Source organism: Cyanobium sp. BA5m-10 (assembly GCF_024346255.1).
In the GTDB taxonomy this organism is placed as follows: domain Bacteria; phylum Cyanobacteriota; class Cyanobacteriia; order PCC-6307; family Cyanobiaceae; genus Cyanobium_A; species Cyanobium_A usitatum.
Genome location: NZ_JAGQCP010000036.1, coordinates 1 through 24494, shown reverse-complemented (window position 1 = coordinate 24494; position 24494 = coordinate 1). Strand labels below are relative to the sequence as shown.

The following is a 24494-nucleotide window of genomic DNA, read 5'->3' as shown; positions in this document are numbered from 1 at the left end:
AATTTTTGCCCACCGGCCCATACACCCAACTGGTGCGCAGGAGCCGGGCGCCGGGTAGTTGCAGCGCCGCCGCCTCCCCCGCCGCCTTGGTGGCGCCATACACACCGAGCGGATCAAGCCGCTGCTCAGGCCGATACGGCGAACCCTGGGCCCCATTGAACACAAAGTCGGTGCTCACCTGCAGCAACCGGCCGCCCGTTGCCGCCAGCGCCTCAGCAAAGGCCGCCGGCGCGCCGGCATTCACCGCCGCAGCCAGCTCCGGCTCGCTTTCGGCCTTGTCCACCGCCGTGTAGGCGCCGGCATTGAGCACCCAATCGGGCCGATGCTGCTGCACCGCCGCCCGGCAGGCCTCGGCATCGGCAAGATCCAGCTCGCCGCGGCTGCAGGCGATCAACTCCACCTCGGGCGGCCTGGAGGCGATCAGCGCCTGGCCCAGCTGGCCGGCGGCGCCGGTGAGCAACACCTTCATCAGAACAGGTCTCCTTCAGCCAGCTCGGCCAGCAACGCCGCCACAGCATCCTTCTCCGACAGCTGGGGCTCGGCGCCAGCCAGGGTCTCAAGCGGCCAGGCGATCGCTAGCGCAGGGTCATCCCAGCGGATGGCGCGCTCACACTCTCGACTCCAGAAATCAGTGGTTTTGTAGAGCACCTCGGCCTGCTCGCTCAGGGTGAGGAAGCCGTGGGCAAAACCCGCCGGCACCCACAGCTGCTGCTTGTTGTCGGCGCTCAGCACTGCCCCCACCCACTGGCCGAACGTGGGTGAACTGCGGCGGATATCGACCGCCACATCGAAGATCTCCCCCAGCACGCAGCGCACCAGCTTTCCCTGGGGATGGGGCGGCAGCTGGTAGTGCAGGCCCCGCAAAACGCCGCGGCTGGAGCGCGAGTGGTTGTCCTGCACGAAGGCGGTGTCGCCCGCGGCAGCGTTGAAGGCTTGCTGGTTCCAGCTTTCGAAGAAGAAGCCCCGCTCGTCGCCAAACACCCGCGGCGTCAGTAGCAACGGTCCCTGAACGGGCACGCCGGCCGCCGTGGTGAGCACTTCAGCCTGCATCGGGGGTCTCCAGAAGTTGCAGTAGATAGTCGCCGTAACCGCTCTTGCGCAGCGGAGCAGCCAGGGCGGCGAGCTGGTCGGCGCTGATCCAGCCCAGCCGCCAGGCCACCTCCTCAGGGCAGCCCACCTTCAGCCCCTGGCGATGCTCCAGGGTGCGGATGTAGCTGCCGGCCTCATGCAGCGAATCGCAGGTGCCCGTATCCAGCCAGGCCATGCCCCGGCCCATCAATTCCACCTGCAGCAGGCCTTCCTCGAGATACTGGCGGTTGAGATCAGTGATCTCCAGCTCACCACGGTGCGATGGCTGCACCCGCCGGGCCCGCTCCACCACCGATGAGTCATAGAAGTAGAGCCCGGTCACGGCGTAGCGCGACTTGGGCTTGCTGGGTTTTTCCTCCAGGCTCAGCACCCGGCCATCCGCGGCAAACTCCACCACCCCGTAGCGCTCCGGATCCCGCACCGGATAAGCAAACACCGTGGCTCCCTCAGCTGGGCCATTGCAGGCCTGGAGCTGGGGAATCAAATCATGGCCGTGGAAAAGGTTGTCGCCGAGCACAAGGGCCGCCGCCGCACCGTCCAGAAAATCGTCGCCAATCAGAAAGGCCTGGGCCAACCCGTCCGGGCTGGGCTGCTCGGCGTAGGCGATCGTCATGCCCCAGCGAGAACCGTCACCCAGCAGGCGCTCAAAGGCCGGCTGATCCTGGGGGGTAGTGATAATCAGCACCTCCCGAATCCCCGCCAGCATCAACGTGCTGAGCGGGTAATAGATCATCGGCTTGTCGTACACCGGCAGCAGCTGCTTACTTACCGCCTGCGTGATCGGATGCAGCCGAGTGCCGCTGCCTCCGGCCAAAATTATTCCCTTACGGGTCACAGGGAACGCTCCGCTGGGAGAATGCTGCCATGGCAGCACTGCGCCTCCTAATCCACGCCCCTGGTGCCCCTGGCATGCGCTGGTTTGGCTTTGGGCCAGGCCTGCGCCCTACCCGGGGCCTGTGGAAGCTGCAGCGCCTGTTCAACAAGCACGCCTTCTGGGCCCAGCAGCGCAGCCACGGGCAGCTGCGCCGCCTGCTGGCTGGCAGCGCCGTGGTGGTGAGCTTGTGGCATGGCAAGCGCCTAGTGGGCTTCGGCCGGGCCAGCAGCGATGGGATCTATCGCGCCGTGCTCTGGGATGTGGTGGTAGCCGGCGACCTGCACGGCCAAGGCCTGGGCCGCCGGGTGGTGGAGGCCCTGCTGGCCGCCCCCGCCCTGCGCGGCGTTGAGCGCGTTTATTTGATGACCACCAACAGTGCTGGCTTTTATCAGCAGCTGGGCTTCCGCGATGCAGCCCCCCAGGCCCTACTGGTGAAACAAGGAGTTTCAGGGAGCTCAGGGGTTTCGACCGGATAGGAAAGCGCGCCAGCAGCCTCAGCTAGATCCCGATCGAGGGTCGCCGGCAACAGGCCCAGGCGATAGGCAAGCTGGAGCTGAAGCAAAAGGGGCAGGGCTGCAATGCCAGGCCTGTAGCGCTGGCGGTGGCGCACCATCGCAAAGTCGTCTGGCTCAAAACAAACCACCGGGCAACGTTCCGCCAAAAAGCCATCTAGCAACCGTTGCGCGGCCTGGCTATCGAGCTCCCCCTCGAGCTCCATCACACTCCACGCACTCACCCTCAGCAGCCCCTCCCCCACCCGCTCCAACCAATTCAGAGCAGCAGCACTCTTTGGCCCCGGCAGCAGCAATGCCCGCAACAAAGAAACATCGAGCAGCCGGCCATGGCTGCCCATGCGCCGCCACGGTTCAAACGGCTCCATGGCCCGCCTCCTGGTGCAGACGACGTAAGCGCTCAAGCCAAAGCTCCGCTCCAGCCTGGCCTGATAGCTCAGGAATCAGCCGCGCCACCGGTTTGCCGTAGCGACTGATCACCACGCACTCACCAGCTTGTATGCGATCGAGCAAGCCGGACAACTGCTGGCGAGCCTGAGCAAGCGGAACCGTGGTCATGGCGGCGGCGGGGGCGAAGGAAGGGTTGCGCTGATGGGCACTGTCAAAGAAGTTGTACAGCTGTACAACCTCCCGCATAGCGTCGAAACAGCTCCACCAGCATTCCCACAGTCAGCGGAAACCCAGCCAGCCGAAACCAACTACCCGCCACTTACGGACACTGCACCCGCGTACTAGCACCACCAAACCAAGCACCTTCGACCCGGCACCTTTAGTCGGGAATAGCCGCCATCAAGCTGCCCATCTCTAGGGCCTGCAGGCCGTAATTCCAGCCCAGGTTGCTCTTGATGCCGGCCCGCTCTAAGGCCTGCTGCAGGGTGTCGGTGGTGAGTACCCCAAAGATCACGGGCACGCCGGTGTCGCGGGCCACGGCAGCCACGCCTTTGCTCACCTCGGCCACCACCACGTCGAAATGGGGGGTGTCGCCACGAATGACGGCCCCCAGGGTGATCACCACCTGATAACGACCGCTGGCCGCCAGGCGCTGGGCCACCAGGGGGATCTCAAAGCTGCCGGGCACCCAGGCCACATCCAGCTGGGCACTGGCATCACTGGTGTCGACACCGTGGCGCAAGAGGCAGTCGAGGCAGCCGCTCAGCAGCTTGCCGGTCACCAGGTCATTAAAACGGGCAACCACGACCGCGATACGCAGACCAGCCGTATCGGTGAACCGACCTTCAAAAATCGCCACGCTTCAGACCACAAAGATGCTCATGCCCCAGTTGAGCAGCACCAGGGCCACCCAGGCGAGGCCGCCAAGCAGGATCAGGCGATTGGAGCGACCTGAATCTTCACTGCTGGCGTAAAGCACCGGCACCGCCACAATCAAGGCGAACGACAGCACCACCAGAGCCAAAACGGTGAGGGTGTTGAGGATCTGCATGGATTAGCAGCGGCTACACGCCAATCAGTTGCGAGATTCTCACACGCAGACCCAGGTCAGCCGGGGCACCGCTTCACAACATGAAGCCACCGGCAAGTCGACCTACGATCCAACCTCACCAGGAAAGGGCCGTGGCCGCGGAAGCCGAACAACAGCTTTCGCTCACCGCCGCCCTGGGCCTGGCCGAAGAGCCCCAGCCCGCACCCGGCCCAACCCGGCCCCGCAGCCGTCAGCGCCAAGCCGCCCCAGCTGCCCCGCCGGCCGCAACCACAGCAAGCTCAAGCCCCGACTCCGACCTGCCCCCCTGGCACCACCACGGCCTGGTGGCACCAGAGCAGTTGACGCCGATGCTGCGTCACTACGTGGAGCTCAAGGCCGCCCATCCCGATCGGGTGCTGCTCTACCGCCTCGGCGACTTCTTCGAGTGCTTCTTTGAAGACGCCATCACCCTCTCGCGCCTGCTGGAGCTCACCCTCACCGGCAAGGAGGGCGGCAAGGCTGTCGGGCGAGTGCCGATGGCGGGCATTCCCCACCATGCCTCCGAGCGCTACTGCGCTGAGCTGGTGCGCCGCGGCCTCAGCGTCGCCCTCTGTGACCAGCTGGAAAGCACCCCGGCCAAGGGCGAACTGCTCAAGCGCGGCATCACCCGGGTGCTCACCCCCGGCACGGTGCTTGAAGAGGGCCTGCTGGCGTCCCGCCTCAACAACTGGCTTTGCGCCGTGGTGATGGAGGGCGCGTGCTGGGGCCTGGCGGTGGCCGATGTCAGCACCGGTGAATTCCGGGTCACCGAGCGGAGCGGTAGTGCCGGCTTGCACCAGGAGCTGCTGCAGGTGGAAGCCGCCGAAGTGCTCTGGCCCGGCGCCACTGCCACCGCAAGTGCCAGCGCCACCCCCTGCCCCACCTGGTGCCCCGAGGCCCTGCGGCTCACCCCCCTGCCCCGCACCCCCTTTGAGGCGCCGGAAGCCTCCGCCACCCTCAAGCAGCGCTTCGGCCTGGCCAGCCTTGATGGCCTGGGGCTCGGCGAAGCGCCGCTGGCTCTGCGCGCGGCGGGCGGCCTGGTGGCTTACCTCGACGACACCAGCCAAACCCGGGTGCCCCTAGATCCGCCCACCACCTGGCAGGCCGGCGACCAGTTGGTGCTCGACGCCGCCACCCGCCGCAACCTGGAGCTCACCAAAACCCAGCTGGGCGGCAGCGTGCACGGCTCCCTGCTCTGGGCGCTCGACCGCACCCACACCGCCATGGGCGGCCGCTGCCTGCGCCGCTGGCTGCAGGCGCCGCTGGTGGAGCGGCCGGCAATCCTGGAACGCCAGGGCGGCGTGAGCGAGCTGGTGGCCGATCGCGGCCTGCGACTAACCCTGCGCCGGCTGCTGCGCCCGATGGGCGACCTGGAACGCCTGGCCGGCCGCGCCGGCGCCGGCAGCGCCTCGGCCCGGGATCTGGTGGCCCTGGCCGATGGCCTCGAGCGCCTGCCCCAGCTGGCCGCCCAGCTCACCAACGCCACCAGCGCCCCGCTGCAGGCCCTGGCCCGCCCCTGGCCCGAACTTGAAAGCCTGGCCGGCGAGCTGCGCCACGCCCTGCTCGACACCCCACCCCTATCGCTCACCGAGGGCGGCCTGTTCCACGACGGCGTTGATCCGGCCCTCGATGAGTTGCGCAACCAGCTCGACGACCAGGACACCTGGCTGGCCCAGCAGGAATCCGAGGAGCGCCGGCTCAGCGGCCTCAGCAGCCTCAAACTCCAATACCACCGCACCTTCGGCTACTTCCTGGCGGTGTCGAAGGCCAAGGCGGCGGCGGTGCCGGAGCACTGGATCCGCCGCCAAACCCTGGCCAACGAGGAGCGCTTCGTGACCCCAGCCCTGCGCAACCGTGAGGGCGCCATCCAGCAGCTCAAGGCCCGCGCCGCCCAGCGCGAATACGAACTGTTCTGCGGCCTGCGCATCCAGGTCGGCGAGCAGGCCGCCGCCATTCGCACAGCTGCGCGCTTGGTGGCCGAGCTCGACGCCCTCGGGGCCCTAGCCGAGGTGGCCGCCACCAGCGGCTACTGCTGCCCCGAGATCACCGACCCCGCCGGTCCCGAGGCCCGCCTGCTGCAGATCGAAGCCGGCCGCCACCCGGTGGTGGAGCAATTGCTGGTGGAAGAGCCCTTCACCGCCAATAGCGTGGTTCTTGGTGCCATCCCCGAGGCCGCCCCCCGCCCCGACCTGATCATCCTCACCGGCCCCAACGCCAGCGGCAAGAGCTGTTACCTGCGCCAAACCGGCTTGCTGCAGCTGATGGCCCAGATGGGCAGCTGGATCCCAGCCACATCGGCCCGCCTCGGCATCGCCGATCGCCTGTTCACCCGCGTCGGCGCCGGCGACGACCTGGCCGCCGGCCAATCCACCTTCATGGTGGAGATGGCCGAAACCGCCAACATCCTTCACCACGCCAGCGAGCGCTCCCTGGTGCTGCTCGACGAGATCGGCCGCGGCACCGCCACCTTCGACGGCCTCTCGATCGCCTGGGCCGTGGCCGAGCACCTGGCCACGCCGGCCGAACGCGGCGGCATCGGCGCCCGCTCGATCTTCGCCACCCATTACCACGAACTCAACGCCCTGGCCGGCCAGCTGGCCAACGTCGCCAATGCCCAGGTGCTGGTGCAGGAAACCGGCGACGCCCTGATATTCCTGCACCAGGTAGCCCCCGGCGGCGCCAGCCGCAGCTATGGCATCGAGGCCGCCCGCCTAGCCGGCGTTCCCGCCGCGGTGGTGCTGCGCGCCCGCCAGGTGCTGGGCCGCATCGAAGCCAACAGCGTCATACAAGTGGATCAAGACGAACCCAGCGGGGCCGACGGCGCGCTCGCCGCCTGAAGCCAGGCAGCCCGCAGCAGGGCGTTGCAGGCCGCTGCCACCAGTCCGGCTCCGCCTTTGGAGCCCTCGAGCCGCATATGCACCAGGCCACTCTCAGCCAGGTGACGCTTGCTCTCCGCCACCCCCACAAACCCCACCGGCATGCCGATCACCAGGGCTGGTGCCGGCACGCTTCCCGCTGCCACCAGCTCGAGCAACACCTCCAGGGCCGTGGGGGCGCTGCCGATCAACACCACGCCAGGCTGGCCCTGCCCGACCAGCGCCGCCGCCATGCCGGCGGCCGTGCGCGTGGAGCCCGCCGGCGCCTGCTCAGGCGTCCAATCCAGCACGCTGCGCACAGGATTGGCGAAGGTGCGCCGCGCCATCGGCGCCACCGCCGCGGCCGCCATTGCCGTGTCCGTGAGGATCGGCACCCCCGCAGCTAACGCCGCCAAGCCAGCGCCGCAGGCGTTAGCGGGACAAACCAGATCAGCCGCCAAACCCGGATCACCGCTGCTGTGAATCAGGCGCAGCAGCACGTCCTGCTGCAGGGGGCTAAGCGGCGCCAGCGACGCCGCCATCCCCGGCATCTGCCGGATCAGCCGCAAGCTCTCACTAAAAATCGGGTGATCCAGGGAAGGCACTCCGCCAAGAGCCGCAGTTTCAGCATTACTCATGGTCCGATCCATTTCTCATGGCGCATTTCTCTTGACCCAATTCTGTTGAACCATTTTTGTTGAACCGTTTCTGAGCGGTGCATCAATCACACCAGCAGAGCTGTCCTTAATTTTGTACAACTTGTACTGCGATCCAGTCAGGCGCAGTGGTGCTGGTCACTGACCATCCGGCCCTGGCCCAGACTGAGCTCCATCCTCTGCTCAGCGCCCTGCGGATCTGAGCACCGCACACCACCCATGCCCATTCACCTGCTCTGGGGCGACGACGAGGCTGCCCGCAACCGTGCCGTCGAAGCGCTGGTGCAGGCGCAGGTGGATCCCAGCTGGGCCACCATCAACCTCAGCCGCCTCGATGGCAACGACGCCGGCCAGGCGGCCCAGGCCCTCGAGGAGGCCCGCACGCCGCCCTTTGGCGCCGGCAGCCGCATGGTGGTGCTGCAACGCAGTCCGTTTTGCAGCCAGTGCCCAGCTGAACTGGCCGAGCGTTTCGAAGCCGCCCTGGCCCAGGTGGCGGATGGCTGCCATCTGGTGCTGGTGAGTTCCGGCAAGCCGGATGCCCGGCTGCGCACCACCAAAGCCCTGCAGAAGCTGGTGAAGGCTGGCCAGGCCAGCGAGCAAAGCTTTGCCCTGCCAGCCATCTGGGACGGCGCCGGCCAGGTGGAGCTGGTGAGCCGCACGGCCCGGGAGCTGGGGCTGAAGCTGGAGCCAGCCGCAGCGGCAGCCCTTTCCGATGCCATCGGCAACGACAGCGCCCGCCTCGCCAGCGAGCTTGAAAAGCTCAGCCTCTACGCCAATCCCATCACCCTCACCGCCGTGCAGGCCCTGGTGGGCGGTCAAACCACCAGCTCCCTCGCCGTGGGCGATGCCCTACTGGCTGGCCAGCCAGCCGACGCCATTGCCCGGCTCGATGCCCTGCTGGAGGCCAACGAGCCGGCCCTGCGGATCGTTGCCGCCCTCAGCAGCCAGATCCGCGGCTGGCTTTGGGTCACCCTGCTCGACCAGCAAGGTGAAAGCGACGTAGCGGTGATCGCTAAAGCGGCCGGCATCGGCAATCCCAAACGCATCTACGTGATGCGCAAGCAGATCCGCGGCCGCCAGCCCGCCGTCTTCCTGCGCCTGCTCAGCCAGCTGCTCTCAGTGGAGGCTGACCTCAAGCGGGGCAGTGATGCCGGCGACGCCTTCCGCGACGGCTTCCTGCTCAACGCTTAAGGGATCAAGACGGATAATTAGTCCTTCTTTCACTGACGCCCACCGCCGCACCCCGCCATGGCCCTGCTGGTTCAGAAGTTTGGCGGCACCTCGGTGGCCGATGTGGAGCGCATTCAGGCAGTGGCCCGACGCATAGCCCGCAGCCGTGAGGAGGGCCACGAGCTGGTGATTGTGGTGTCAGCGATGGGCCACACCACCGACCAGCTCACCGGCCTAGCCCGCGCCATCAGTAGCAACCCACCCCAGCGGGAGCTGGACATGCTGCTAGCCACCGGCGAACAGGTATCGATCGCCCTGCTTTCCATGGCACTGCACGCCGAGGGCGTGCCGGCGGTGTCGATGACAGGCACCCAGGCGGGCATCGTTACCGAATCAGCCCATGGCCGCGCCCGCATCCTGGAGATCCGCACCGAACGGCTACGGCGCCTGCTCAATGATGGTCAGGTGGTGGTGGTGGCTGGTTTCCAGGGCACCAGCAGCGGCGCCGGCGGCACCCCCGAGATCACCACCTTGGGCCGCGGGGGCTCCGACACCTCAGCGGTGGCCCTGGCAGCAGCCCTGGGCGCCGATACCTGCGAGATCTATACCGACGTTCCCGGGGTGCTGACCACCGACCCCCGCAAGGTGGCCGACGCCCAACTGATGGCCCAGGTGAGCTGCGATGAAATGCTCGAGCTGGCCAGCCTGGGGGCTTCGGTGCTGCACCCGCGGGCGGTTGAGATCGCCCGCAACTACGGCGTGCCCCTAGTGGTGCGCTCCAGCTGGAGCGAGCAGGCCGGCACCCTGCTCACCAGCGGCGCCCCCAGGCCAATTGGCCATGAGGGTCTGGAGCTGGGTAAGCCGGTGGATGGCGCCGAACTCCTAACAAACCAGGCCGTGCTGGCCCTCGCCCACGTGCCCGACCGGCCCGGAGTGGCAGCCCAGCTATTCGAGGCCCTCGGCGCCGCCGGCCTCAACGTGGACCTGATCGTGCAAGCCACCCACGAGGGCAGCTCGAACGACATCGCCTTCACCCTGGCCGCCGCTGAATGCGACCGGGCCCAGCTGGTGTGCAGCGAGGTGCTGGCCGCCATGGGCGCAACCCTCAACGATGGCGGCGCCCAGCTGAGCGCCGAAGCCGGCTTGGCCAAGCTGAGCATCTCGGGCGCCGGGATCATGGGCAGGCCAGGGGTGGCTGCCCGGCTGTTCGACACCCTGGCCCGCTCAGGCATCAACCTGCGCCTGATTGCCACCAGCGAGGTGAAGGTGAGCTGCCTGGTGGCTGGAGACCAGGCGGATCGGGCCCTGCGGGCCGCTGCCGAAGCCTTCGAGCTGCCTGATCAGCAGCTGCGCCGCGATCCCAGGCCCTGCCATCAGGGGGATCCGGCTGTTCGCGGCGTTGCCCTCGACCGCGATCAGGCCCAGGTGGCAGTGAGGCGCCTGCCCGATCGCCCCGGCACCGCCGCGGCCGTCTGCCGCACCCTGGCCGACGCCAGCATCAGCCTCGACGCGATCGTGCAATCCGAGCGCACCCACGCCGGGCCAAGCCGCGATATGAGCTTCGTGCTCAAACGCGACGAGCTGACGCGGGCGCAGCAGACCCTCGCGCCCCTACTGCGGCAATGGCCCGGCTCCAGCTTCGAAGAGGGGCCCGCCATAGCCCGAATCAGCGCAGTAGGGGCTGGTATGCCATTCACCCCAGGCACCGCGGCCCGCATGTTCCGCTGCCTAGCTGACGCAGGCATCAACATCGAACTGATCGCCACCAGCGAGATCCGCACCAGCTGCGTCGTAGCCGAAACCGATGGGGTAGCAGCTCTACAGGCAGTGCACGCCGCATTTGCACTTGGAGGCATCGCGCAACATCGGGCCGAAGGCACCGAGGCGCCTGGCGAGGTCGAGGTATCGATGGCATGAACTGGGGCCGCCACCGCCTTCCCCTTGCCCTCGCGGCAGGTCTCGACGCTGCTGGGTTAATCGCCGCAGCGTTAACCGTGAACAGCCTGCGCCAAAACAGTGTTGGAAATCAACAGCTCTTGCTGCTGGGCCTAGTGCTGATCTACCTGAGCCTGGGCTGGCTTTTCGGCTCCTACACCCTGCTGAAACTGACGCAGCTGCGCTGGATACAACTGATGCTGCGGCTCGGAATCACCAGCGGTGCCAGCATCGTGGCGGGCGCCCTGCTGGGTTGGCTGCTGCGGGTGCCTCAAGACATCACCCTGCTACACCGGGGCAGCCTGATTTCTATGTTCAGCCTGGTTTCCTTCTGGAGCGCCCTAGTGCGGCTGGGGCTGCGCCAAAGCCAACATCTCTCCTCCCAACCTGCCTGGCAGATCGTGGCGCTGCCCCAGGAAGTGGAGGCCATCACCAAGGAATGGCGGCGCAGCTACGGCAACAATCCACTGCCGTCAATCCTGCCGTTCAGCTCCACGCTCTGGGAGCGCGATTCCCCCAACGCAACCATCGCACTCAGCAGTGGCGTAGCCGCCGAAGCGGACGTACAACAATTTTGCCAACAGGTAGTGGGCCAGGGCCACCCTGTGCTGTCCCTGGCGGCCATGGCGGAGCAAGAGCTACTGCGCATTCCTCCCCACTGGGTGGGCGATCAATGGCTGCTGTTTTCAAGCCGCATCGATGGCACCAAGAGCACGCTTGAGCAGCAGCTCAAACGCTTCGCCGATGTGTTGATCAGCCTCGTGCTGCTGGTGATAACCAGCCCGGTCGTGGCGCTGGCCGCCCTATTAGTCCGAGCGGAGGACGGCGGTGCCGTGATCTATCGGCAACAACGCACCGGGCTAATGGGCCAGTCCTTCGCTGTGCTGAAACTGCGCACCATGGTGCCCCTAGCCGAAACAGATAGCGCCCTATGGGCAGCAGAGCAGGATGCACGCATAACTCCGATCGGCCAATGGCTGCGCCGCACCAGGCTCGATGAACTGCCCCAGCTGATCAACGTGCTGCGAGGGGAGATGAGCCTGATCGGCCCGCGTCCGGAACGGCCCGAACTAGAGGGTCAGCTAGAGGCGGAAATCCCCAACTACCGCCTGCGCCACTGGGTGCGGCCCGGCCTCAGCGGCTGGGCCCAAGTGAACATGCCTTACACCTCAAGCATTGAGGATTCGGAGTTGAAACTGAGCTACGACCTTTTCTACCTGCGCAATGCCGGGCTCTGGCTGGATCTACTGATCATGGTCAAAACCATCAAGATCGTGCTCAAGGCCGCCGGTCGTTGACCCCTGAGAATCGCGCTAATCAGAATCGCGCTAATGCTTCCCCACCAACTTCTGGCGCAGGTTTTTAATCTTGTCGCGCAAGTTGGCAGCATCTTCAAACTGGAGATTCTTAGCAGCCCCCTTCATCTTCTCTTCGAGCTGCTGGATGAGCTCCGGCAGAGCATCCAGCGGCACATTGTTGTGCTCGGCCTGCTCGGTGGTCTCCTCCAGCTGGTCGTCGTTGAGCCGCCGTGACATCTCCAGAAACGAGAGAATCGAATTGCCGGCCCGCTTGCCTGCAGGGCTGGGGGTGATGCCGTGCTCAACGTTATGGGCGTGCTGAATGGCGCGGCGGCGCTCGGTCTCTGAGATGGCCTTAGCCATCGAATCGGTGAGGTTGTCGGCATAGAGAATCGCCTTGCCTTCGATGTGGCGGGCAGCCCGGCCAATGGTCTGAACCAAGGAGCGCTCGGCCCGCAGGAACCCCTCCTTGTCGGCATCAAGAATCGCCACTAGCGATACCTCAGGCAGGTCCAATCCTTCCCGTAGGAGATTAACGCCAACCAGCACGTCGTATTCGCCATTCCTGAGATCTTGGATGATCTCAATCCGCTCAATCGAATGAATCTCGGAGTGCAAATAGCGCACTCGCACGCCGTTTTCGGCCAGGTAATCGGTGAGATCTTCTGCCATGCGCTTGGTGAGCGTGGTCACAAGCACTCGCTCGTTCTTCTCCGCCCGCACCCGGATCTCGCCGAGCAGGTCGTCCACCTGACCCTCACTAGGACGCACCTCCACGATCGGGTCGAGCACCCCGGTGGGGCGGATCACCTGCTGCACAATCTGGCCACTGCTCTGCTCCATCTCCCAGTTGCCTGGAGTGGCACTCACAAAGATCGTCTGCTGGGCCTTCTCCCAGAACTCCGAACCCTTGAGCGGCCTGTTGTCGGCAGCGCTGGGCAAGCGGAAGCCGTGCTCAATCAGCACCTGCTTACGCGACTGGTCGCCGTTGTACATCGCCTGCAGCTGGGAGCAGGTGACGTGGCTCTCATCCACCACCAACAGCCAGTCTTTAGGGAAATAGTCGATAAGGCATTCCGGCGGCGTGCCCGCCTCTCGCCCGGCCAAATGGCGGGCGTAGTTCTCCACGCCATTGCAGTAGCCCACCTGCTCGAGCATCTCGAGGTCGTAGGTGGTGCGCTGCTCCAGCCGCTGGGCCTCTAGGAGCCGCCCCTGACCGTTAAGTACATCGAGCCTTTCACGCATCTCGTGGCGGATGGCCAAAATCGCGTCCGCCAGCCGCTCCTTTGGCGTCACAAAGTGCTTAGCCGGATAGATATTGATTGTGTCGAGGCTTTGCAGGATCTCCCCGGTAGTGGGATCCACGTAGCGGATCGCCTCAACCTCATCACCAAAGAGCTCAATCCGCACCAGCCGGTCTTCATAGGCCGGGCCGATCTCCAGCACATCTCCCCGCACCCGAAAACGACCGCGGGAAATCTCCAGGTCGTTGCGGGAATACTGGTTGTTTACCAACTCCCGCAGGGAGCCTCGCACATTGAGGGTATCGCCCACCTTAAACTTGACTGCAGCTTTTAGATATTCACTGGGGATACCTAAACCATAAATACAACTAATAGAAGCCACAACGATCACATCGTTGCGTTCAAACAGCGAACGGGTCGCCGAGTGACGCAGCATGTCGATCTCTTCATTGATCGAAGCTGTTTTGGCGATGTAGGTGTCGGAGACAGCCACATACGCCTCCGGCTGGTAATAGTCGTAGTAGCTGATGAAATATTCAACAGCATTATTCGGGAAGAACTCCCGCAGCTCATTGCAGAGCTGGGCCGCCAAGGTTTTGTTGTGAGCCAGCACCAAAGCAGGACGCCCGGTCTGGGCGATCACATTGGCGATCGTGAAGGTCTTCCCGGTGCCGGTGGCGCCTAGCAGGGTCTGGTAGCGCTCGCCCCCATCGACACCCTGCACCAGCCCGGCAATGGCCGTGGGCTGATCTCCCTTGGGTTGGTAGGGGGCGTGGAGTTCAAACGGAACCATGCCCCCATTCTCGGGGTCAAACCACCGGAGCTGTGGTGATTAGGGCAGCTGCGCGAGTGAAGTCGACATCAAGGCCAAGGATCCGCAGGATCACGGCCGACAACACGGCATAGACAACGCCGCCGAGAATCGCGCTCACCACTCCGTTTTTGAGGCGGAATCCCTTGATCAACCAAGCCGCCAGACCAAACAGCACCACGGTGATTGCCCAGTTGAACAGCAGGCTCACCGGACTGATCAGGCCCACCAGGCTGGTGACCGCCCAGACCGGCCCCAGCAGCAGCTTCAGCGGCCAGATCAACAGGGTGCCCAGTAAGCCGATCACCACAGCGGAAAGCATGGCGATCGGGAAACTGCTCACCTCCACTCCCAAGGGAAGCCAGGCCACAATCAACAGCACAATGGCCCGAATCGGCCACTGCAATAGCCACATTAAAGAACCCATGAAAAAGATGCGGTGATCATTACCGCAAAATAGTCATGGGTTCAGGCTAAAACAACTGAGCTTGGCGTTAACCAACAACGATTGCGCCTGCAGGCATTCCCAGTGCCTCGCGTAGGCCGCGCACGACGGCCACCATGGCCAGAGGGTCGTTCAGCTTGTTGATCGCCGAACCAACCCCCACACCGGCGGCACCGGCGGCAATTGCCATCGGCACGGTGACGGCGGAGAGGCCAGATGCACACAGCACCGGGGCAGCACTACCCGCTTCAACACTGTCCGCCGCAGCCAAGGCCCGGCTGATGCTGTGGGCAGCGGCCAGGGTTGGAGCCGCCTTCTCAATAAGGCCGAGACTACCGGCGCTGAAGGGCTTAGCGCTTGTGCCGCCCTCGGTTTGGATAATGTCGGCACCGGCGGCCACCAGATCCACCGCCAGCTGCTCCTGCTGATCGAGGGGCAGCACATGGGGCACGGTGACGCTCAAAACCACCTCGGGTAGCAACTCGCGAGTGCGGCGGGTGAGCTCAAGCACTTCGGCGGCATCGAAGATGCGACCGAGGGGGTAGAAGGCGTCGTAGTTGCCAATTTCAACCATTGCCGCCCCGGCAGCCACAGCAGCGGCAAACAGCTCGGGCTCAACTGCGCTCACGCAGATCGGCAAACCGCTCACTGCAGCGGCCAGCTGCACCAGCTCCGGATCGCAGGCCACATCGATCAAATCGGCTCCGCCTAGGCCAGCGGCCCGGCAGATCCGCTCCACACTGGCAGCATCAAAATTGGTGAGGCCAGCGATCACCTTGAGCAGGCGGCGATCAGCAAGCGCGGCTTGCAGGGCGGAGGGCAGCTGCTCAAGACGCGACATCGCAACCATGGAAACGCAAGATTTGAATAGTGAATCGATTCTCCCACCCGGGCCGCGCTGGAGCCCGGACCACCTGCGGCTGCATCGCCATCTGCGTCACCATCCCGAGCTGTTGCCGGCGGGGGCGCCGCTGCTGCTAGCCATCTCGGGTGGTCAAGATTCCATGGTCCTGCTGGCCCTGCTACGCGACCTGCAGCGCCTGCACCAGTGGCCCCTGCACCTCTGGCATGGCGACCACCGCTGGCGACCGGAGTCGGGCCAGGTGGCAGCGGAGCTGGCCGGCTGGTGCAGCGACCAGGGGCTCGAGCTGCACGTTTCCTCCTGGCTGAGGCCGCTGGAAGCAACCAGCGAAGCTGACGCCCGCCACTGGCGCTACGGCCAGTTGGCTGAGCAGGCCAGATGTTTGGGGGTGGGCCATGTGGTGACCGCCCACACCGCCAGCGATCGAGCCGAAACTCTGTTGCTGCACCTAGCCCGAGGCAGCCATCGCCGCGGCCTGGCGAGCCTGCGCAACCTGCGCCCCCTCACCAGCCCATCGAGCCCAACCACCGATCCAAGCGAGCCAATCGCGCTGGCGCGACCGCTGCTGCCCTTCTCCCGGGCCGACACCGCCCGGCTTTGCGAGCAACTGACGCTGCCCGTGTGGCACGACCCGAGCAATACCGACCGCCGCTACAGCCGAAACCGAATCCGGGCCGAGGTGGTACCCGTGCTGGAGGAGCTCCATCCCGGCGCCGCCAAGAGGATCAGCGCCCAAGCAGAGCGGCTGGTGGAAGAGGTGGAGAGCCGCAACGAATTAGTGAATCTGGCCCTGCAAACTCTAAAAACAGCCGGCAGCCAGGCTGGGACACCAGGCCTACAGCGCCAGGAGCTGGGCGACCTAGCCGTAGCCAACCAGCGCCAACTACTGCATCACTGGCTTGAGCAAAGCACCAGGCTGGCGCTCCCAGCCAGGCAACTCGAAGAACTATTGCGGCGGCTGCAACCGGGCCATCCCCCAGGCCAGGCAGACTTAGGCGCGGATTGGCAGCTGCGCTGGGATCGCTGCACACTGTGGCTGCACCATCCCGCCGCACACCTGCCGCAATGACAACCTCGCCGCACTCGCTACAACAGCGTTATGAGGCCATTGAGCGGGTTTACAGCGAACGCCAATGGGACGATGTGGCCCGCTTAAGCGAGGAGCTGCTGCTCGAGCTGCCCAACGAGCCCGCCGACCCCCTGCGCCAAAGACTGCAGCTGTTACTAGGCCACACCTACCTCTACGGCTACCAAGACAGAGCTACAGCAACCGGTTTTTACAGCCGGGTTCGAGCAGCGACGCAAGAACCCGTACTGCGGGATATCGCCGACCAGGGGCTGGAGCAATGCGCCAGCCAGGCAGCACAACTTGAAGTTGCACCGGAGCAAGCCTCGAATGCGCCAAGCACTGGAGGCCAAGCCTTCCCCTTCGGCAATGAGCCAGTAGCGGAAGGAACAGTAGTTACAAGCTCTGGCTCGGCCATGCCCTGGATGGAGCAACTTGGAGGCATCGAGGCGGCGGAGGTTCAGGTGCCCATGCCGGCGCAGGTGCCGAATCTGGTAGTTGAAGTGGTCGATGAGCCAGAGCTGATCGAGGTGGCCCAGGCAGATGCGGCGACTGCTCAAGAGCTGGACGTCGCCGTGAGCAAAGAGAGCCTGGCTGAGCCAGAAGGGCGTTTTGCCAAGCAAGTCGGGGAACCTAGCCCCGAGGAGTTCGCCGAACTCTCCAAGGGGCTGCTGCGAGTGGTGATCCGCTGAGCTGGTGCTGGGGCCGATCAGCCCGCTACAGCGGCTGAACGGCGGCGCCGGATACGGCCGGCGGGTTCCGGCTCGAGCTCTGCTGGGGCTGGGGCCGAAACCTCAGCAACTACAGCGGCTGGGACGGCAGTAGGAGCAGACACAGGCGTGGCGGCAGGGGCGGCGGCTCCAACGGCAACCAGCTGACGCTGGGGTGCCGGCACGGCGCCATCACGGCCACGGGCACCTGCATCACGAACGCCTGCATCACGGGCAGAGCGACCCCGGGGAGCGGGGCGGCTGTCGGGTTCGGCGTCGGCGCGGCCCTTGTAAGCAGGCGTACCGGCAGGGGCTGGCTGCACCAGGCAAATGATCAACGGCTCCACTTGGAGCTCGCGGCGCAGGCGGCGTTGCAGACCCACCTCTACCTCTCGCTGCACACCGACCCAATCCACCTCAGGGGCCTTGCCACCGGTGTTGCGGCAGAGCTGATTCCAGCGATTTTCCAGCACCCAGCCGATTTCGCGCTCGGCCCACATCGAGAGTCTGCGGGCATCAGCAGTGGTGACCACACCACGAATATTCACCCTCGGCGGCGCAGCCATCACACCGTCGGTGCTGATCACCGCTAGCAGAGTGATCACGCCGTCTTCTGCCAGCTGCTGGCGCTCCTTCAGCACCCGGGCATCAACAATGCCGTTGCGGGACGCATCCAGCAGTTCGATGCCGGCCTTGACGGGGTCGCCTTTACGGATCGAATCGGCAGTGAGCTCCACCACATCACCGTTGTCGATGATGAGCATGTTGTCGCCTGGTACCCCCATCGACTGGGCGGTTTTGCTGTGGGCAATGAGCATGCGGTGCTCACCGTGCACCGGCACAAAATATTTGGGCTTGGTGAGGGCCAGCATCAGCTTCTGGTCTTCCTGGAAGCCGTGGCCAGAGACGTGAATACCCTCGCCCTTGCCATAAACCACCTTGGCGCCGAGCATCATCAGCCGGTCAATGGTGTTCACCACCGAGATGGTGTTGCCAGGGATCGGGCTGGCCGAGAAAATAATCGTGTCGGTGCTCTTCACCTGCACCTGGGGATGCTCTCCACGGGAGATGCGGCTCAAGGCGGCCAGGGGTTCACCCTGGCTACCAGTCATCAGCAACAGAGTTTCGCGGTCGGGCAGATCGCGTATCTGCTTGATCGGCACAAACAGATCATCCGGGGCGCGCATATAACCCAACTCCCGGGCTTTGGCGATCACGTTGAGCATGGAGCGGCCCAGCAGTCCCACCTTGCGGCCGTTCTTGAGGGCCAGCTCCAGGATCATCGACACCCGGTGAATCGAACTGGCAAAGGTGGTGATGATCACCCGACCTTCAGCCTGGGAGATATGGCGATCCAGGCAAGGAAACACTGAACGCTCGGGGGGACAGAAGCCCGGCACCTCGGCGTTGGTGGAGTCGCTGAACAGGCAAAGCACCCCCTTGTCGCCGTAATGGGCGAGGCGAGCCATGTCGAAGGTCTCGCCATCCACCGGCGTGTGGTCAAATTTGAAGTCGCCGGTGAAGATCACCGTGCCCACAGGGGTGGTGATGGCCAGCGAGAAGCTGTCGGCCATCGAGTGGGTGTTGCGAATGAACTCCACTGAAAAGTGTTGGCCCACCTTCACCACATCGCGGGGCGCGACGGTTTGAAGGATGGTGCGATCCATCACACCGGCCTCCTCCATCTTGCCGGTGAGCATGGCCAGCGCTAGGCGCGGTCCATGAATCACGGGGATGCTGAAGTTTTTAAGGTGGTGGGCAATACCACCAATGTGATCTTCGTGACCATGGGTCACGATCATGCCGCGAATCCGCTTCTGGTTTTCCTTGAGATAGCTGGTATCTGGCATCACCACATTGACGCCATGCATCCCATCACTGGGGAAGGCCAATCCAGCATCCACCAACATGATGTCGTCGCCGTACTCGAACACGCAGGTGTTCTTGCCGATCTCGTGCAGGCCGCCGAGGGGGATCACCCGCAGGTGGGGGGGCTTGGTGGCGATCTGACTGGTGCCCTGGGCTCGGCCGTTGGAACTGGTCATGGAAAAGGATTTTTAGGGAAAAGGAACAAACTGAATCGATCTGGTCTCAAGCCTTGGCGTCAGGTAGGACGCAGGGCGGCCAGGGTTTCGGAGAGGCGTTGTCGCACGTCGGTGGTGGCGGAAAGAAGGGGAAGACGGGGTGCACCCACGGGCCAGCCGCTGAGCTCCAAGGCGGCTTTGACGGGGATCGGGTTGGTGCTGCAGAAAAGGGACTTGCACAGCGGCAGCAGCTGGTCGTGCAGAGCCAGGGCTTGGGCCAAATCCCCCGCATAGAAGGCGCGCACCATGGCGCTGATCTCAGCGCCGGCCAGGTGGCTGGCCACACTCACCACTCCCACAGCACCAACGGCAAGCATCGGCAGGGTGAGGGCGTCGTCACCGCTATAGATCGCCAGACGGTTGCCGCACAGGGCCCGCAGGGCGCTCACCTCTTCGGTGCTGCCGCTGGCAGCCTTGAAACTCACCACGTTGGCGCAGTCGAGCAAGCGGGCCACGGTGGCTGGCTCCAGGCTGGTGCCTGTACGACCGGGGATGTTGTAAAGCATTAGGGGCAGCTGGGGTGCCGCCGCTGCCACAGCGCGGAAATGGGCCTCAAGGCCGTCCTGGGGGGGCTTGTTGTAGTACGGCACTACCACTAGGGCGCCGTCCGCACCGAGGGCCGCCGCCTGCCGCGTCGCCTCCACCGCTTCGGCGGTGCAATTGCTGCCACTTCCCGCCAGCACGCTGGCCCGATGCCCAACCGCTTGCTTCACGGCAACTAAAAGAGCGTGCTGTTCGTCCCAGCTGAGCGTGGGTGATTCGCCAGTGGTGCCGCACACCACGATTCCATCGGAGCCCTGGTTGATCAGATGCTCTGCCAGCTGGGCCGCAAGGCCCAGATCCACCGAACCATCGGCGGCGAAGGGGGTCACCATCGCCGTCAGCACGCGGCCAAATAGCGGAGTGGCTGGCTGGATAGGGCTCAAGCAGCACCTCCGGGCAAAACCGCTTCAGTTCCAGCCGCCGGGCCCTGGATCAACAGCTCGGCAATCTGGATCGCATTGAGAGCCGCACCCTTGCGGATCTGATCACCGCAGAGCCACAGCTCCAGGGCATTGGCATCACTGAGGTCCTGGCGGATACGTCCCACCGCCACCGGATCGCGGCCCGTCACATCAGTGGGCATCGGGAAACGGTTGGCCTCAAAATTTTCCAGCAGCTCCACGCCGGGGGCCTCAGCCAGCAGGGCTCTGGCCTCCTGCACCGGGAAGGGCTCATGAAATTCAATATTTACGGCCTCTGAATGGGCCCGCAGCACCGGCACCCGCACACAGGTAGCCGAAAGTCGCAGCTCCGGCGTGCCCATGATCTTGCGGGTTTCGTTGAGCATCTTCAGCTCCTCCTCGCAATAACCGTTGTCCTGCAGCGGAGAGTTGTGCAGAAAAAGGTTGAAGGCCAGGGAGTGGGGCAGCACCTCACTCACTGGCTCACCTCCATCGAGCACGATCCGGCTGAGCTGGCGCAGCTCCTCCATCGCCCGGGCACCGGCGCCGCTGGCGCTCTGATAAGTGCTCACCAGCACACGCCGAATTGCCCGACGCGCCGCCAAGGGGGCCAAAACCAGGGTGAGCAGAATTGTTGTGCAGTTGGGGTTGGCAATGATGCCCCGATGGGCAAAAGCAGCTTCGGGGTTCACTTCTGGAACCACCAACGGCACCTCCGGATCCATTCGGAAGGCGCTGGAGTTATCGATCACCACGGCGCCAGCCCGGGCCGCCACCGGGGCCCACTGACGCGACACCGAGCCGCCCGCTGAGGCCAGCACCACATCCACCCCTTCAAAAGCTGAGGCCTCCACGGGCCGGATCGCCAGCGATGTGCCCTGCCAGGCAAGGCTTTGACCGGCGGAGCGGGGTGACGCCAGGGGAATCAGCTCAGCCACAGGAAAGTTGCGCTCCGCGAGCAGCTCGAGTAACTCCTGGCCAACGGCACCGGTCGCACCGAGCACCGCAACCCTCAAGGGGCGACTGGGCAGGCAGGGAGATGGCGGGAGAGGGACGGGCTGGGCGGCGGTCAAGGGAGCGGGAGAGGAATCAAAACTCGGTGGCGGAGCTGGTGATCAAACGTCAAACCAGCTAGGGGCGGAAAGCTGCAACAAAGAAACCGGCCATGGTCGAAGCCGTTGTTTGCTGATTCGGGATCTATCGCTTTCGTCGTGCGCCGAACTGACAATACGCGCTGGGAGCTCGGAACGGCCGCTTTCTAGGATCGGGGTCTGCAACTGTTTTCCATGAGCTCAGCCGCCGCCCCCGCCGCCAGCCCGCTATCGATAAAGGCCAGTCCCCGTCCGGGCAGCCGCGTGGCCCTAGAGGTGGCCATCCCCGGCGGCCGCAGCCAGGCCAGCTATGACGCCGCCGTGGACAAGCTGAGTCGCAGCATCAAGCTTCCCGGCTTTCGCAAGGGCAAGGTGCCCCGGCCCGTGCTGCTCCAGCAGATCGGCCCCCTACGCATCCGGGCCACCGCCCTAGAGGATCTGGTGGAGGCCGCTTTCCGGGATGCTGTTAGCCAAGAAATGGTGGCAGCTATCGGCCGGCCCGAGCTCACCGAAGGCTTCGAGGTCGTGCTGGAACGCTTCGAGCCCGGCAACGCCCTCACCATCACCCTGGAGCTCGACGTCGAGCCCACACCAAAACTCAAGTCCACCAAAGGGCTAAAGGCTGAAGCCGAGGCAATCAGCTTCGATCCAGCCCGCATCGATGAACTGATCGAGCAGTCGCGTAAGCAGCTGGCCACCCTGGTGCCCGTAGAGGGCCGCCCCGCCGCCAGCGGCGATGTAGCGGTGCTCAGCTTCAGCGGCATCTACGTGGATAGCGGCGAGGCCATCAGTGGTGGCAGCAGCGATGCCATGGAAGTCGAGCTGGAGGAGGGCCGGATGATCCCCGGCTTCGTCGAGGGCGTAATCGGCATGGCTATCGGCGCTAGCAAGACCATCGACTGCCAGTTCCCCGATACCTATCCCCAAGAAGATGCCGCCGGCCGCCAGTCGCGCTTCGAGATCAGCCTGAAAGACCTCAAGTGCCGGGAACTACCCGCCCTTGACGACTCCTTTGCCCAGCAGGCCAGCGACAAAGCCACCCTGGCCGAACTGCGCAGCGATCTGGAAACCCGCCTCAAGGACGACGCCGAGCGCCGGGCTAAGGCCAGCCGCCACGACGCCCTGCTCGCTGCCCTAGTGCAAGAACTTGAAGTGGAGCTGCCCGAAACCCTGGTTCAACAGGAAATCCGCAACCTGGTGGAGCAGACAGCAGGACAGATCGCCCAGCAGGGCATGGACGTCAAAAAGCTGTTCACCCCCGACCTGGTGCGCTCATTGATGGACACCTCCCGGCCCGAGGCAGAGGAGCGCCTGCGCCGCAGCCTGGCCCTCAAGGCCCTTGCCGCCGCCGAGGCGATCGAGGTGGAAGCCAAGGAGCTTGAAGCCAAGATCAAGGAGATCAGCCGCGGCCTGAGCCAGCAGGGCAACATCGATCCTGAAAGATTGCGCCTGGCCGTTGCTGACGACCTGCTGCGCGACAAGCTGCTGGAGTGGCTTGAGGCCAACAGCACCATCACCGAAAAGGCTGCCACCCCAGCCGACGTCGACCCTGACGCTGCAGGCGAGGAGCAGGCAAAGGCCAAAGCGAAAGCCAAGGCCAAACCGGCCAAGGCCCAATAGCCACAGCCAGGACCAATAGATTGGTCCTCCGAGAGCTTCCCCGCGCGTGATCGACGCCACCCTTCGCCATCCCGTCCACAGCAGCTGGAGCCCCAGTGGCTCCCCCGGGGTGCTGCCCACGGTTGTGGAGCAGTCGGGCAAGGGCGACCGCGCCTTCGATATCTATTCGCGCCTGCTGCGCGAACGGATCATCTTTCTGGGCACCGGCATCGACGATCAGGTGGCCGATTCCCTAGTCGCCCAGCTGCTGTTCCTCGAAGCCGAGGATCCGGAGAAGGACATCCAGATTTACGTGAACTCCCCAGGCGGCTCAGTGACCGCCGGCTTGGCGATCTACGACACGATGCAGCAGGTCTCCCCAGACGTGGTGACCATCTGCTATGGCCTGGCCGCATCCATGGGTGCCTTCCTGCTCTCGGGTGGCACCAAGGGCAAGCGGCTGGCCCTGCCCAATGCCCGGATCATGATTCACCAACCCCTCGGCGGCGCCCAGGGCCAGGCAGTGGACATTGAAATTCAGGCCAAGGAGATTCTTTTCCTCAAGGACACCCTCAACGGTCTGATGGCTGAACACACCGGTCAGCCCCTCGAAAAAATCACCGAAGACACTGACCGCGACTACTTCCTTTCCCCCGCAGAGGCGGTTGAATACGGCCTGATCGATCGGGTCGTGACCGAATCCCCTGCCGCCACAGCTGCTGAGTGATTCCGGCCGGTTTGATCCTTAAGGTCAGCTGACGATCCATTATTTCCTGTCGATCCTGGAATCAGGACTCCCCTGCCCATGGCCAAGTTCGACGCCCACCTGAAGTGCTCGTTCTGCGGCAAGTCGCAAGAACAGGTGCGCAAGCTGATCGCCGGCCCGGGTGTCTACATCTGCGATGAATGTATCGATCTCTGCAACGAGATCCTTGATGAGGAGCTGGTAGACGGACATAGCTGCACAGCCAGCGGAGGCGGAAGCGGCCGCCATGCCGCCGACTCCAGCCGCGGTAAGGCCTCCAGCAAAAAAACAACCAAACCCGCTCCAACCCTGGCGGAGGTGCCCAAGCCCCAGGAGATCAAGGCCTTTCTCGACCGCCAGGTGGTGGGCCAAAACGAAGCAAAGAAAAATCTTTCCGTAGCTGTTTACAACCACTACAAACGCCTGGCCTGGCAAGGCGATGGCAAGGGTGAAACGGACCAGACAGCCACCAAGCTGCACAAGAGCAACATCCTGCTGATCGGCCCCACCGGCTGCGGCAAAACGCTCCTGGCCCAGACCCTGGCCGAAATGCTCGATGTGCCCTTTGCGGTGGCCGACGCCACCACCCTTACCGAGGCGGGCTACGTCGGAGAAGACGTGGAAAACATCCTGCTGCGGCTGCTGCAGAAAGCGGATCAGGATGTGGAACAGGCCCAGCGGGGCATCATCTACATCGATGAAATCGACAAGATCGCCCGCAAGAGCGAAAACCCCTCCATTACTAGGGACGTCTCCGGAGAAGGGGTGCAGCAGGCATTGCTGAAAATGCTCGAAGGCACCGTGGCCAACGTGCCGCCGCAGGGAGGCCGCAAGCATCCCTACCAGGAATGCATTCAGATCGACACCAGTCAGATCCTGTTCATCTGCGGTGGTGCCTTCGTCGGCCTCGAAGATGTAGTGCAGAAGCGGCTGGGCCGCAACTCCATAGGTTTCCTCAGTGCCGATGGCAGCAGCCGGCCCCGCAGCGGCAAGGATCGCCATGGGGCCGAGGTGCTGCGCCATCTAGAGCCCCAAGACCTAGTGC

At 64.6% G+C, this 24494-nt stretch carries 24 protein-coding genes; 10 read left to right on the top strand and 14 right to left on the bottom strand.

What is annotated here, in order from left to right:
- The 3 genes from KBY85_RS11735 to rfbA form a co-directional block, all read right to left on the bottom strand.
- The coding region (locus tag KBY85_RS11735; protein WP_254961698.1) for a sugar nucleotide-binding protein at window positions 1-469 on the bottom strand (469 nt) is incomplete at its 3' end.
- Window positions 469-1050 carry a dTDP-4-dehydrorhamnose 3,5-epimerase gene (rfbC, locus tag KBY85_RS11730; RefSeq protein ID WP_254961697.1) on the bottom strand — a complete coding sequence of 194 codons (582 nt, stop codon included), beginning with the start codon at window positions 1048-1050 and terminating at the stop codon, window positions 469-471. The genes KBY85_RS11735 and rfbC, both read right to left, overlap by 1 nt.
- Window positions 1040-1924 (bottom strand): glucose-1-phosphate thymidylyltransferase RfbA, encoded by an 885-nt coding sequence (gene rfbA, locus KBY85_RS11725; RefSeq protein WP_254961696.1) that lies wholly within the window; start codon window positions 1922-1924, stop codon window positions 1040-1042. Before rfbA ends, rfbC begins: the two co-directional genes overlap by 11 nt.
- Before the next feature lie 29 nt (window positions 1925-1953).
- On the opposite strand from rfbA, the gene KBY85_RS11720 reads away from it, so the two are divergent.
- On the top strand, window positions 1954-2439 hold the full coding sequence (locus KBY85_RS11720) for a GNAT family N-acetyltransferase (RefSeq protein ID WP_254961695.1): 486 nt from the start codon (window positions 1954-1956) through the stop codon (window positions 2437-2439).
- On the opposite strand, the gene KBY85_RS11715 is transcribed toward KBY85_RS11720, so the two are convergent.
- From KBY85_RS11715 to psbZ, 4 genes are all read right to left on the bottom strand, one after another.
- Window positions 2352-2843 carry a hypothetical protein gene (locus KBY85_RS11715; RefSeq protein WP_254961694.1) on the bottom strand — a complete coding sequence of 164 codons (492 nt, stop codon included), beginning with the start codon at window positions 2841-2843 and terminating at the stop codon, window positions 2352-2354. The genes KBY85_RS11720 and KBY85_RS11715 overlap by 88 nt on opposite strands.
- Window positions 2830-3111 carry a type II toxin-antitoxin system Phd/YefM family antitoxin gene (locus KBY85_RS11710; RefSeq protein ID WP_254961693.1) on the bottom strand — a complete coding sequence of 94 codons (282 nt, stop codon included), beginning with the start codon at window positions 3109-3111 and terminating at the stop codon, window positions 2830-2832. Before KBY85_RS11710 ends, KBY85_RS11715 begins: the two co-directional genes overlap by 14 nt.
- Before the next feature lie 133 nt (window positions 3112-3244).
- Window positions 3245-3724: a 6,7-dimethyl-8-ribityllumazine synthase gene (ribH, locus tag KBY85_RS11705; RefSeq protein WP_106632461.1), complete on the bottom strand. Its 480-nt coding sequence runs from the start codon at window positions 3722-3724 to the stop codon at window positions 3245-3247.
- 3 nt (window positions 3725-3727) lie between these two features.
- Complete coding sequence (psbZ, locus tag KBY85_RS11700) at window positions 3728-3916, bottom strand: photosystem II reaction center protein PsbZ (protein WP_106632462.1); 189 nt, start codon at window positions 3914-3916, stop codon at window positions 3728-3730.
- A gap of 80 nt (window positions 3917-3996) precedes the next feature.
- On the opposite strand from psbZ, the gene mutS reads away from it, so the two are divergent.
- Window positions 3997-6771 carry a DNA mismatch repair protein MutS gene (gene mutS / locus KBY85_RS11695; protein ID WP_254961692.1) on the top strand — a complete coding sequence of 925 codons (2775 nt, stop codon included), beginning with the start codon at window positions 3997-3999 and terminating at the stop codon, window positions 6769-6771.
- Here mutS and KBY85_RS11690 read toward each other — a convergent pair.
- Entirely contained in the window at window positions 6729-7427 is a 699-nt protein-coding gene (locus KBY85_RS11690) for a precorrin-8X methylmutase (RefSeq protein ID WP_254961691.1), read from the bottom strand. The two genes, mutS and KBY85_RS11690, sit on opposite strands and share 43 nt — an antisense overlap.
- A 237-nt stretch (window positions 7428-7664) precedes the next feature.
- Between KBY85_RS11690 and holA the strand changes: the two genes are divergently transcribed.
- From holA to KBY85_RS11675, 3 genes are read left to right on the top strand one after another with little or no spacing between them, the layout of a single operon-like run.
- Window positions 7665-8636 (top strand): DNA polymerase III subunit delta, encoded by a 972-nt coding sequence (gene holA / locus KBY85_RS11685; RefSeq protein WP_254961690.1) that lies wholly within the window; start codon window positions 7665-7667, stop codon window positions 8634-8636.
- Window positions 8637-8693: 57 nt separating this feature from the next.
- A complete protein-coding gene (locus tag KBY85_RS11680) occupies window positions 8694-10532 on the top strand; it encodes an aspartate kinase (protein ID WP_254961689.1) in 1839 nt (612 codons plus the stop codon).
- Window positions 10529-11848, top strand: coding sequence for a sugar transferase (locus KBY85_RS11675; protein ID WP_254961688.1), 1320 nt, complete (start codon window positions 10529-10531; stop codon window positions 11846-11848). The genes KBY85_RS11680 and KBY85_RS11675 overlap by 4 nt, the downstream gene beginning before the upstream one ends.
- Before the next feature lie 30 nt (window positions 11849-11878).
- On the opposite strand, the gene uvrB is transcribed toward KBY85_RS11675, so the two are convergent.
- The 3 genes from uvrB to KBY85_RS11660 form a co-directional block, all read right to left on the bottom strand.
- Window positions 11879-13885 carry an excinuclease ABC subunit UvrB gene (uvrB, locus tag KBY85_RS11670; protein WP_254961687.1) on the bottom strand — a complete coding sequence of 669 codons (2007 nt, stop codon included), beginning with the start codon at window positions 13883-13885 and terminating at the stop codon, window positions 11879-11881.
- Window positions 13886-13901: 16 nt separating this feature from the next.
- Complete coding sequence (locus KBY85_RS11665) at window positions 13902-14330, bottom strand: phage holin family protein (RefSeq protein ID WP_254961686.1); 429 nt, start codon at window positions 14328-14330, stop codon at window positions 13902-13904.
- A gap of 67 nt (window positions 14331-14397) precedes the next feature.
- Entirely contained in the window at window positions 14398-15189 is a 792-nt protein-coding gene (locus KBY85_RS11660) for a DUF561 domain-containing protein (protein ID WP_254961700.1), read from the bottom strand.
- Window positions 15190-15196: 7 nt separating this feature from the next.
- On the opposite strand from KBY85_RS11660, the gene tilS reads away from it, so the two are divergent.
- Both tilS and KBY85_RS11650 read left to right on the top strand, forming a co-directional pair.
- On the top strand, window positions 15197-16279 hold the full coding sequence (gene tilS / locus KBY85_RS11655) for a tRNA lysidine(34) synthetase TilS (RefSeq protein ID WP_254961685.1): 1083 nt from the start codon (window positions 15197-15199) through the stop codon (window positions 16277-16279).
- A complete protein-coding gene (locus KBY85_RS11650; protein ID WP_254961684.1) occupies window positions 16276-16968 on the top strand; it encodes a hypothetical protein in 693 nt (230 codons plus the stop codon). The genes tilS and KBY85_RS11650 overlap by 4 nt, the downstream gene beginning before the upstream one ends.
- 17 nt (window positions 16969-16985) lie before the next feature.
- On the opposite strand, the gene KBY85_RS11645 is transcribed toward KBY85_RS11650, so the two are convergent.
- The 3 genes from KBY85_RS11645 to KBY85_RS11635 are packed head-to-tail and all read right to left on the bottom strand — an operon-like array spanning window position 16986 to window position 21087.
- Window positions 16986-19031, bottom strand: coding sequence for a ribonuclease J (locus tag KBY85_RS11645; protein WP_254961683.1), 2046 nt, complete (start codon window positions 19029-19031; stop codon window positions 16986-16988).
- A 59-nt stretch (window positions 19032-19090) separates the two neighbouring features.
- A complete protein-coding gene (gene dapA, locus KBY85_RS11640) occupies window positions 19091-19996 on the bottom strand; it encodes a 4-hydroxy-tetrahydrodipicolinate synthase (RefSeq protein ID WP_254961682.1) in 906 nt (301 codons plus the stop codon).
- Window positions 19993-21087: an aspartate-semialdehyde dehydrogenase gene (locus tag KBY85_RS11635; protein ID WP_254961681.1), complete on the bottom strand. Its 1095-nt coding sequence runs from the start codon at window positions 21085-21087 to the stop codon at window positions 19993-19995. Before KBY85_RS11635 ends, dapA begins: the two co-directional genes overlap by 4 nt.
- Window positions 21088-21300: 213 nt before the next feature.
- Between KBY85_RS11635 and tig the strand changes: the two genes are divergently transcribed.
- The 3 genes from tig to clpX all read left to right on the top strand — a co-directional run.
- The gene (gene tig / locus KBY85_RS11630; protein WP_254961680.1) at window positions 21301-22725 is read left to right on the top strand and encodes a trigger factor; all 1425 of its coding nucleotides are present in this window, start codon (window positions 21301-21303) and stop codon (window positions 22723-22725) included.
- Between the two features lie 46 nt (window positions 22726-22771).
- A complete protein-coding gene (clpP, locus tag KBY85_RS11625; RefSeq protein WP_106632476.1) occupies window positions 22772-23431 on the top strand; it encodes an ATP-dependent Clp endopeptidase proteolytic subunit ClpP in 660 nt (219 codons plus the stop codon).
- Between the two features lie 78 nt (window positions 23432-23509).
- Window positions 23510-24494: ATP-dependent protease ATP-binding subunit ClpX (gene clpX / locus KBY85_RS11620; protein ID WP_254961678.1), on the top strand; the 985-nt coding region annotated here is incomplete at its 3' end.

Coding starts and splice junctions, on each gene's coding strand:
- rfbC (WP_254961697.1), bottom strand. CDS start 1,050: ATGCAGGCTGAAGTGCTCACCACGGCGGCCGGCGTGCCCGTTCAGGGA.
- KBY85_RS11720 (WP_254961695.1), top strand. CDS start 1,954: ATGGCAGCACTGCGCCTCCTAATCCACGCCCCTGGTGCCCCTGGCATG.
- KBY85_RS11715 (WP_254961694.1), bottom strand. CDS start 2,843: ATGGAGCCGTTTGAACCGTGGCGGCGCATGGGCAGCCATGGCCGGCTG.
- KBY85_RS11710 (WP_254961693.1), bottom strand. CDS start 3,111: ATGCGGGAGGTTGTACAGCTGTACAACTTCTTTGACAGTGCCCATCAG.
- psbZ (WP_106632462.1), bottom strand. CDS start 3,916: ATGCAGATCCTCAACACCCTCACCGTTTTGGCTCTGGTGGTGCTGTCG.
- mutS (WP_254961692.1), top strand. CDS start 3,997: ATGAAGCCACCGGCAAGTCGACCTACGATCCAACCTCACCAGGAAAGG.
- KBY85_RS11690 (WP_254961691.1), bottom strand. CDS start 7,427: ATGAGTAATGCTGAAACTGCGGCTCTTGGCGGAGTGCCTTCCCTGGAT.
- holA (WP_254961690.1), top strand. CDS start 7,665: ATGCCCATTCACCTGCTCTGGGGCGACGACGAGGCTGCCCGCAACCGT.
- KBY85_RS11680 (WP_254961689.1), top strand. CDS start 8,694: ATGGCCCTGCTGGTTCAGAAGTTTGGCGGCACCTCGGTGGCCGATGTG.
- KBY85_RS11675 (WP_254961688.1), top strand. CDS start 10,529: ATGAACTGGGGCCGCCACCGCCTTCCCCTTGCCCTCGCGGCAGGTCTC.
- uvrB (WP_254961687.1), bottom strand. CDS start 13,885: ATGGTTCCGTTTGAACTCCACGCCCCCTACCAACCCAAGGGAGATCAG.
- KBY85_RS11665 (WP_254961686.1), bottom strand. CDS start 14,330: ATGGGTTCTTTAATGTGGCTATTGCAGTGGCCGATTCGGGCCATTGTG.
- KBY85_RS11660 (WP_254961700.1), bottom strand. CDS start 15,189: ATGTCGCGTCTTGAGCAGCTGCCCTCCGCCCTGCAAGCCGCGCTTGCT.
- tilS (WP_254961685.1), top strand. CDS start 15,197: ATGGAAACGCAAGATTTGAATAGTGAATCGATTCTCCCACCCGGGCCG.
- KBY85_RS11650 (WP_254961684.1), top strand. CDS start 16,276: ATGACAACCTCGCCGCACTCGCTACAACAGCGTTATGAGGCCATTGAG.
- KBY85_RS11645 (WP_254961683.1), bottom strand. CDS start 19,031: ATGACCAGTTCCAACGGCCGAGCCCAGGGCACCAGTCAGATCGCCACC.
- tig (WP_254961680.1), top strand. CDS start 21,301: ATGAGCTCAGCCGCCGCCCCCGCCGCCAGCCCGCTATCGATAAAGGCC.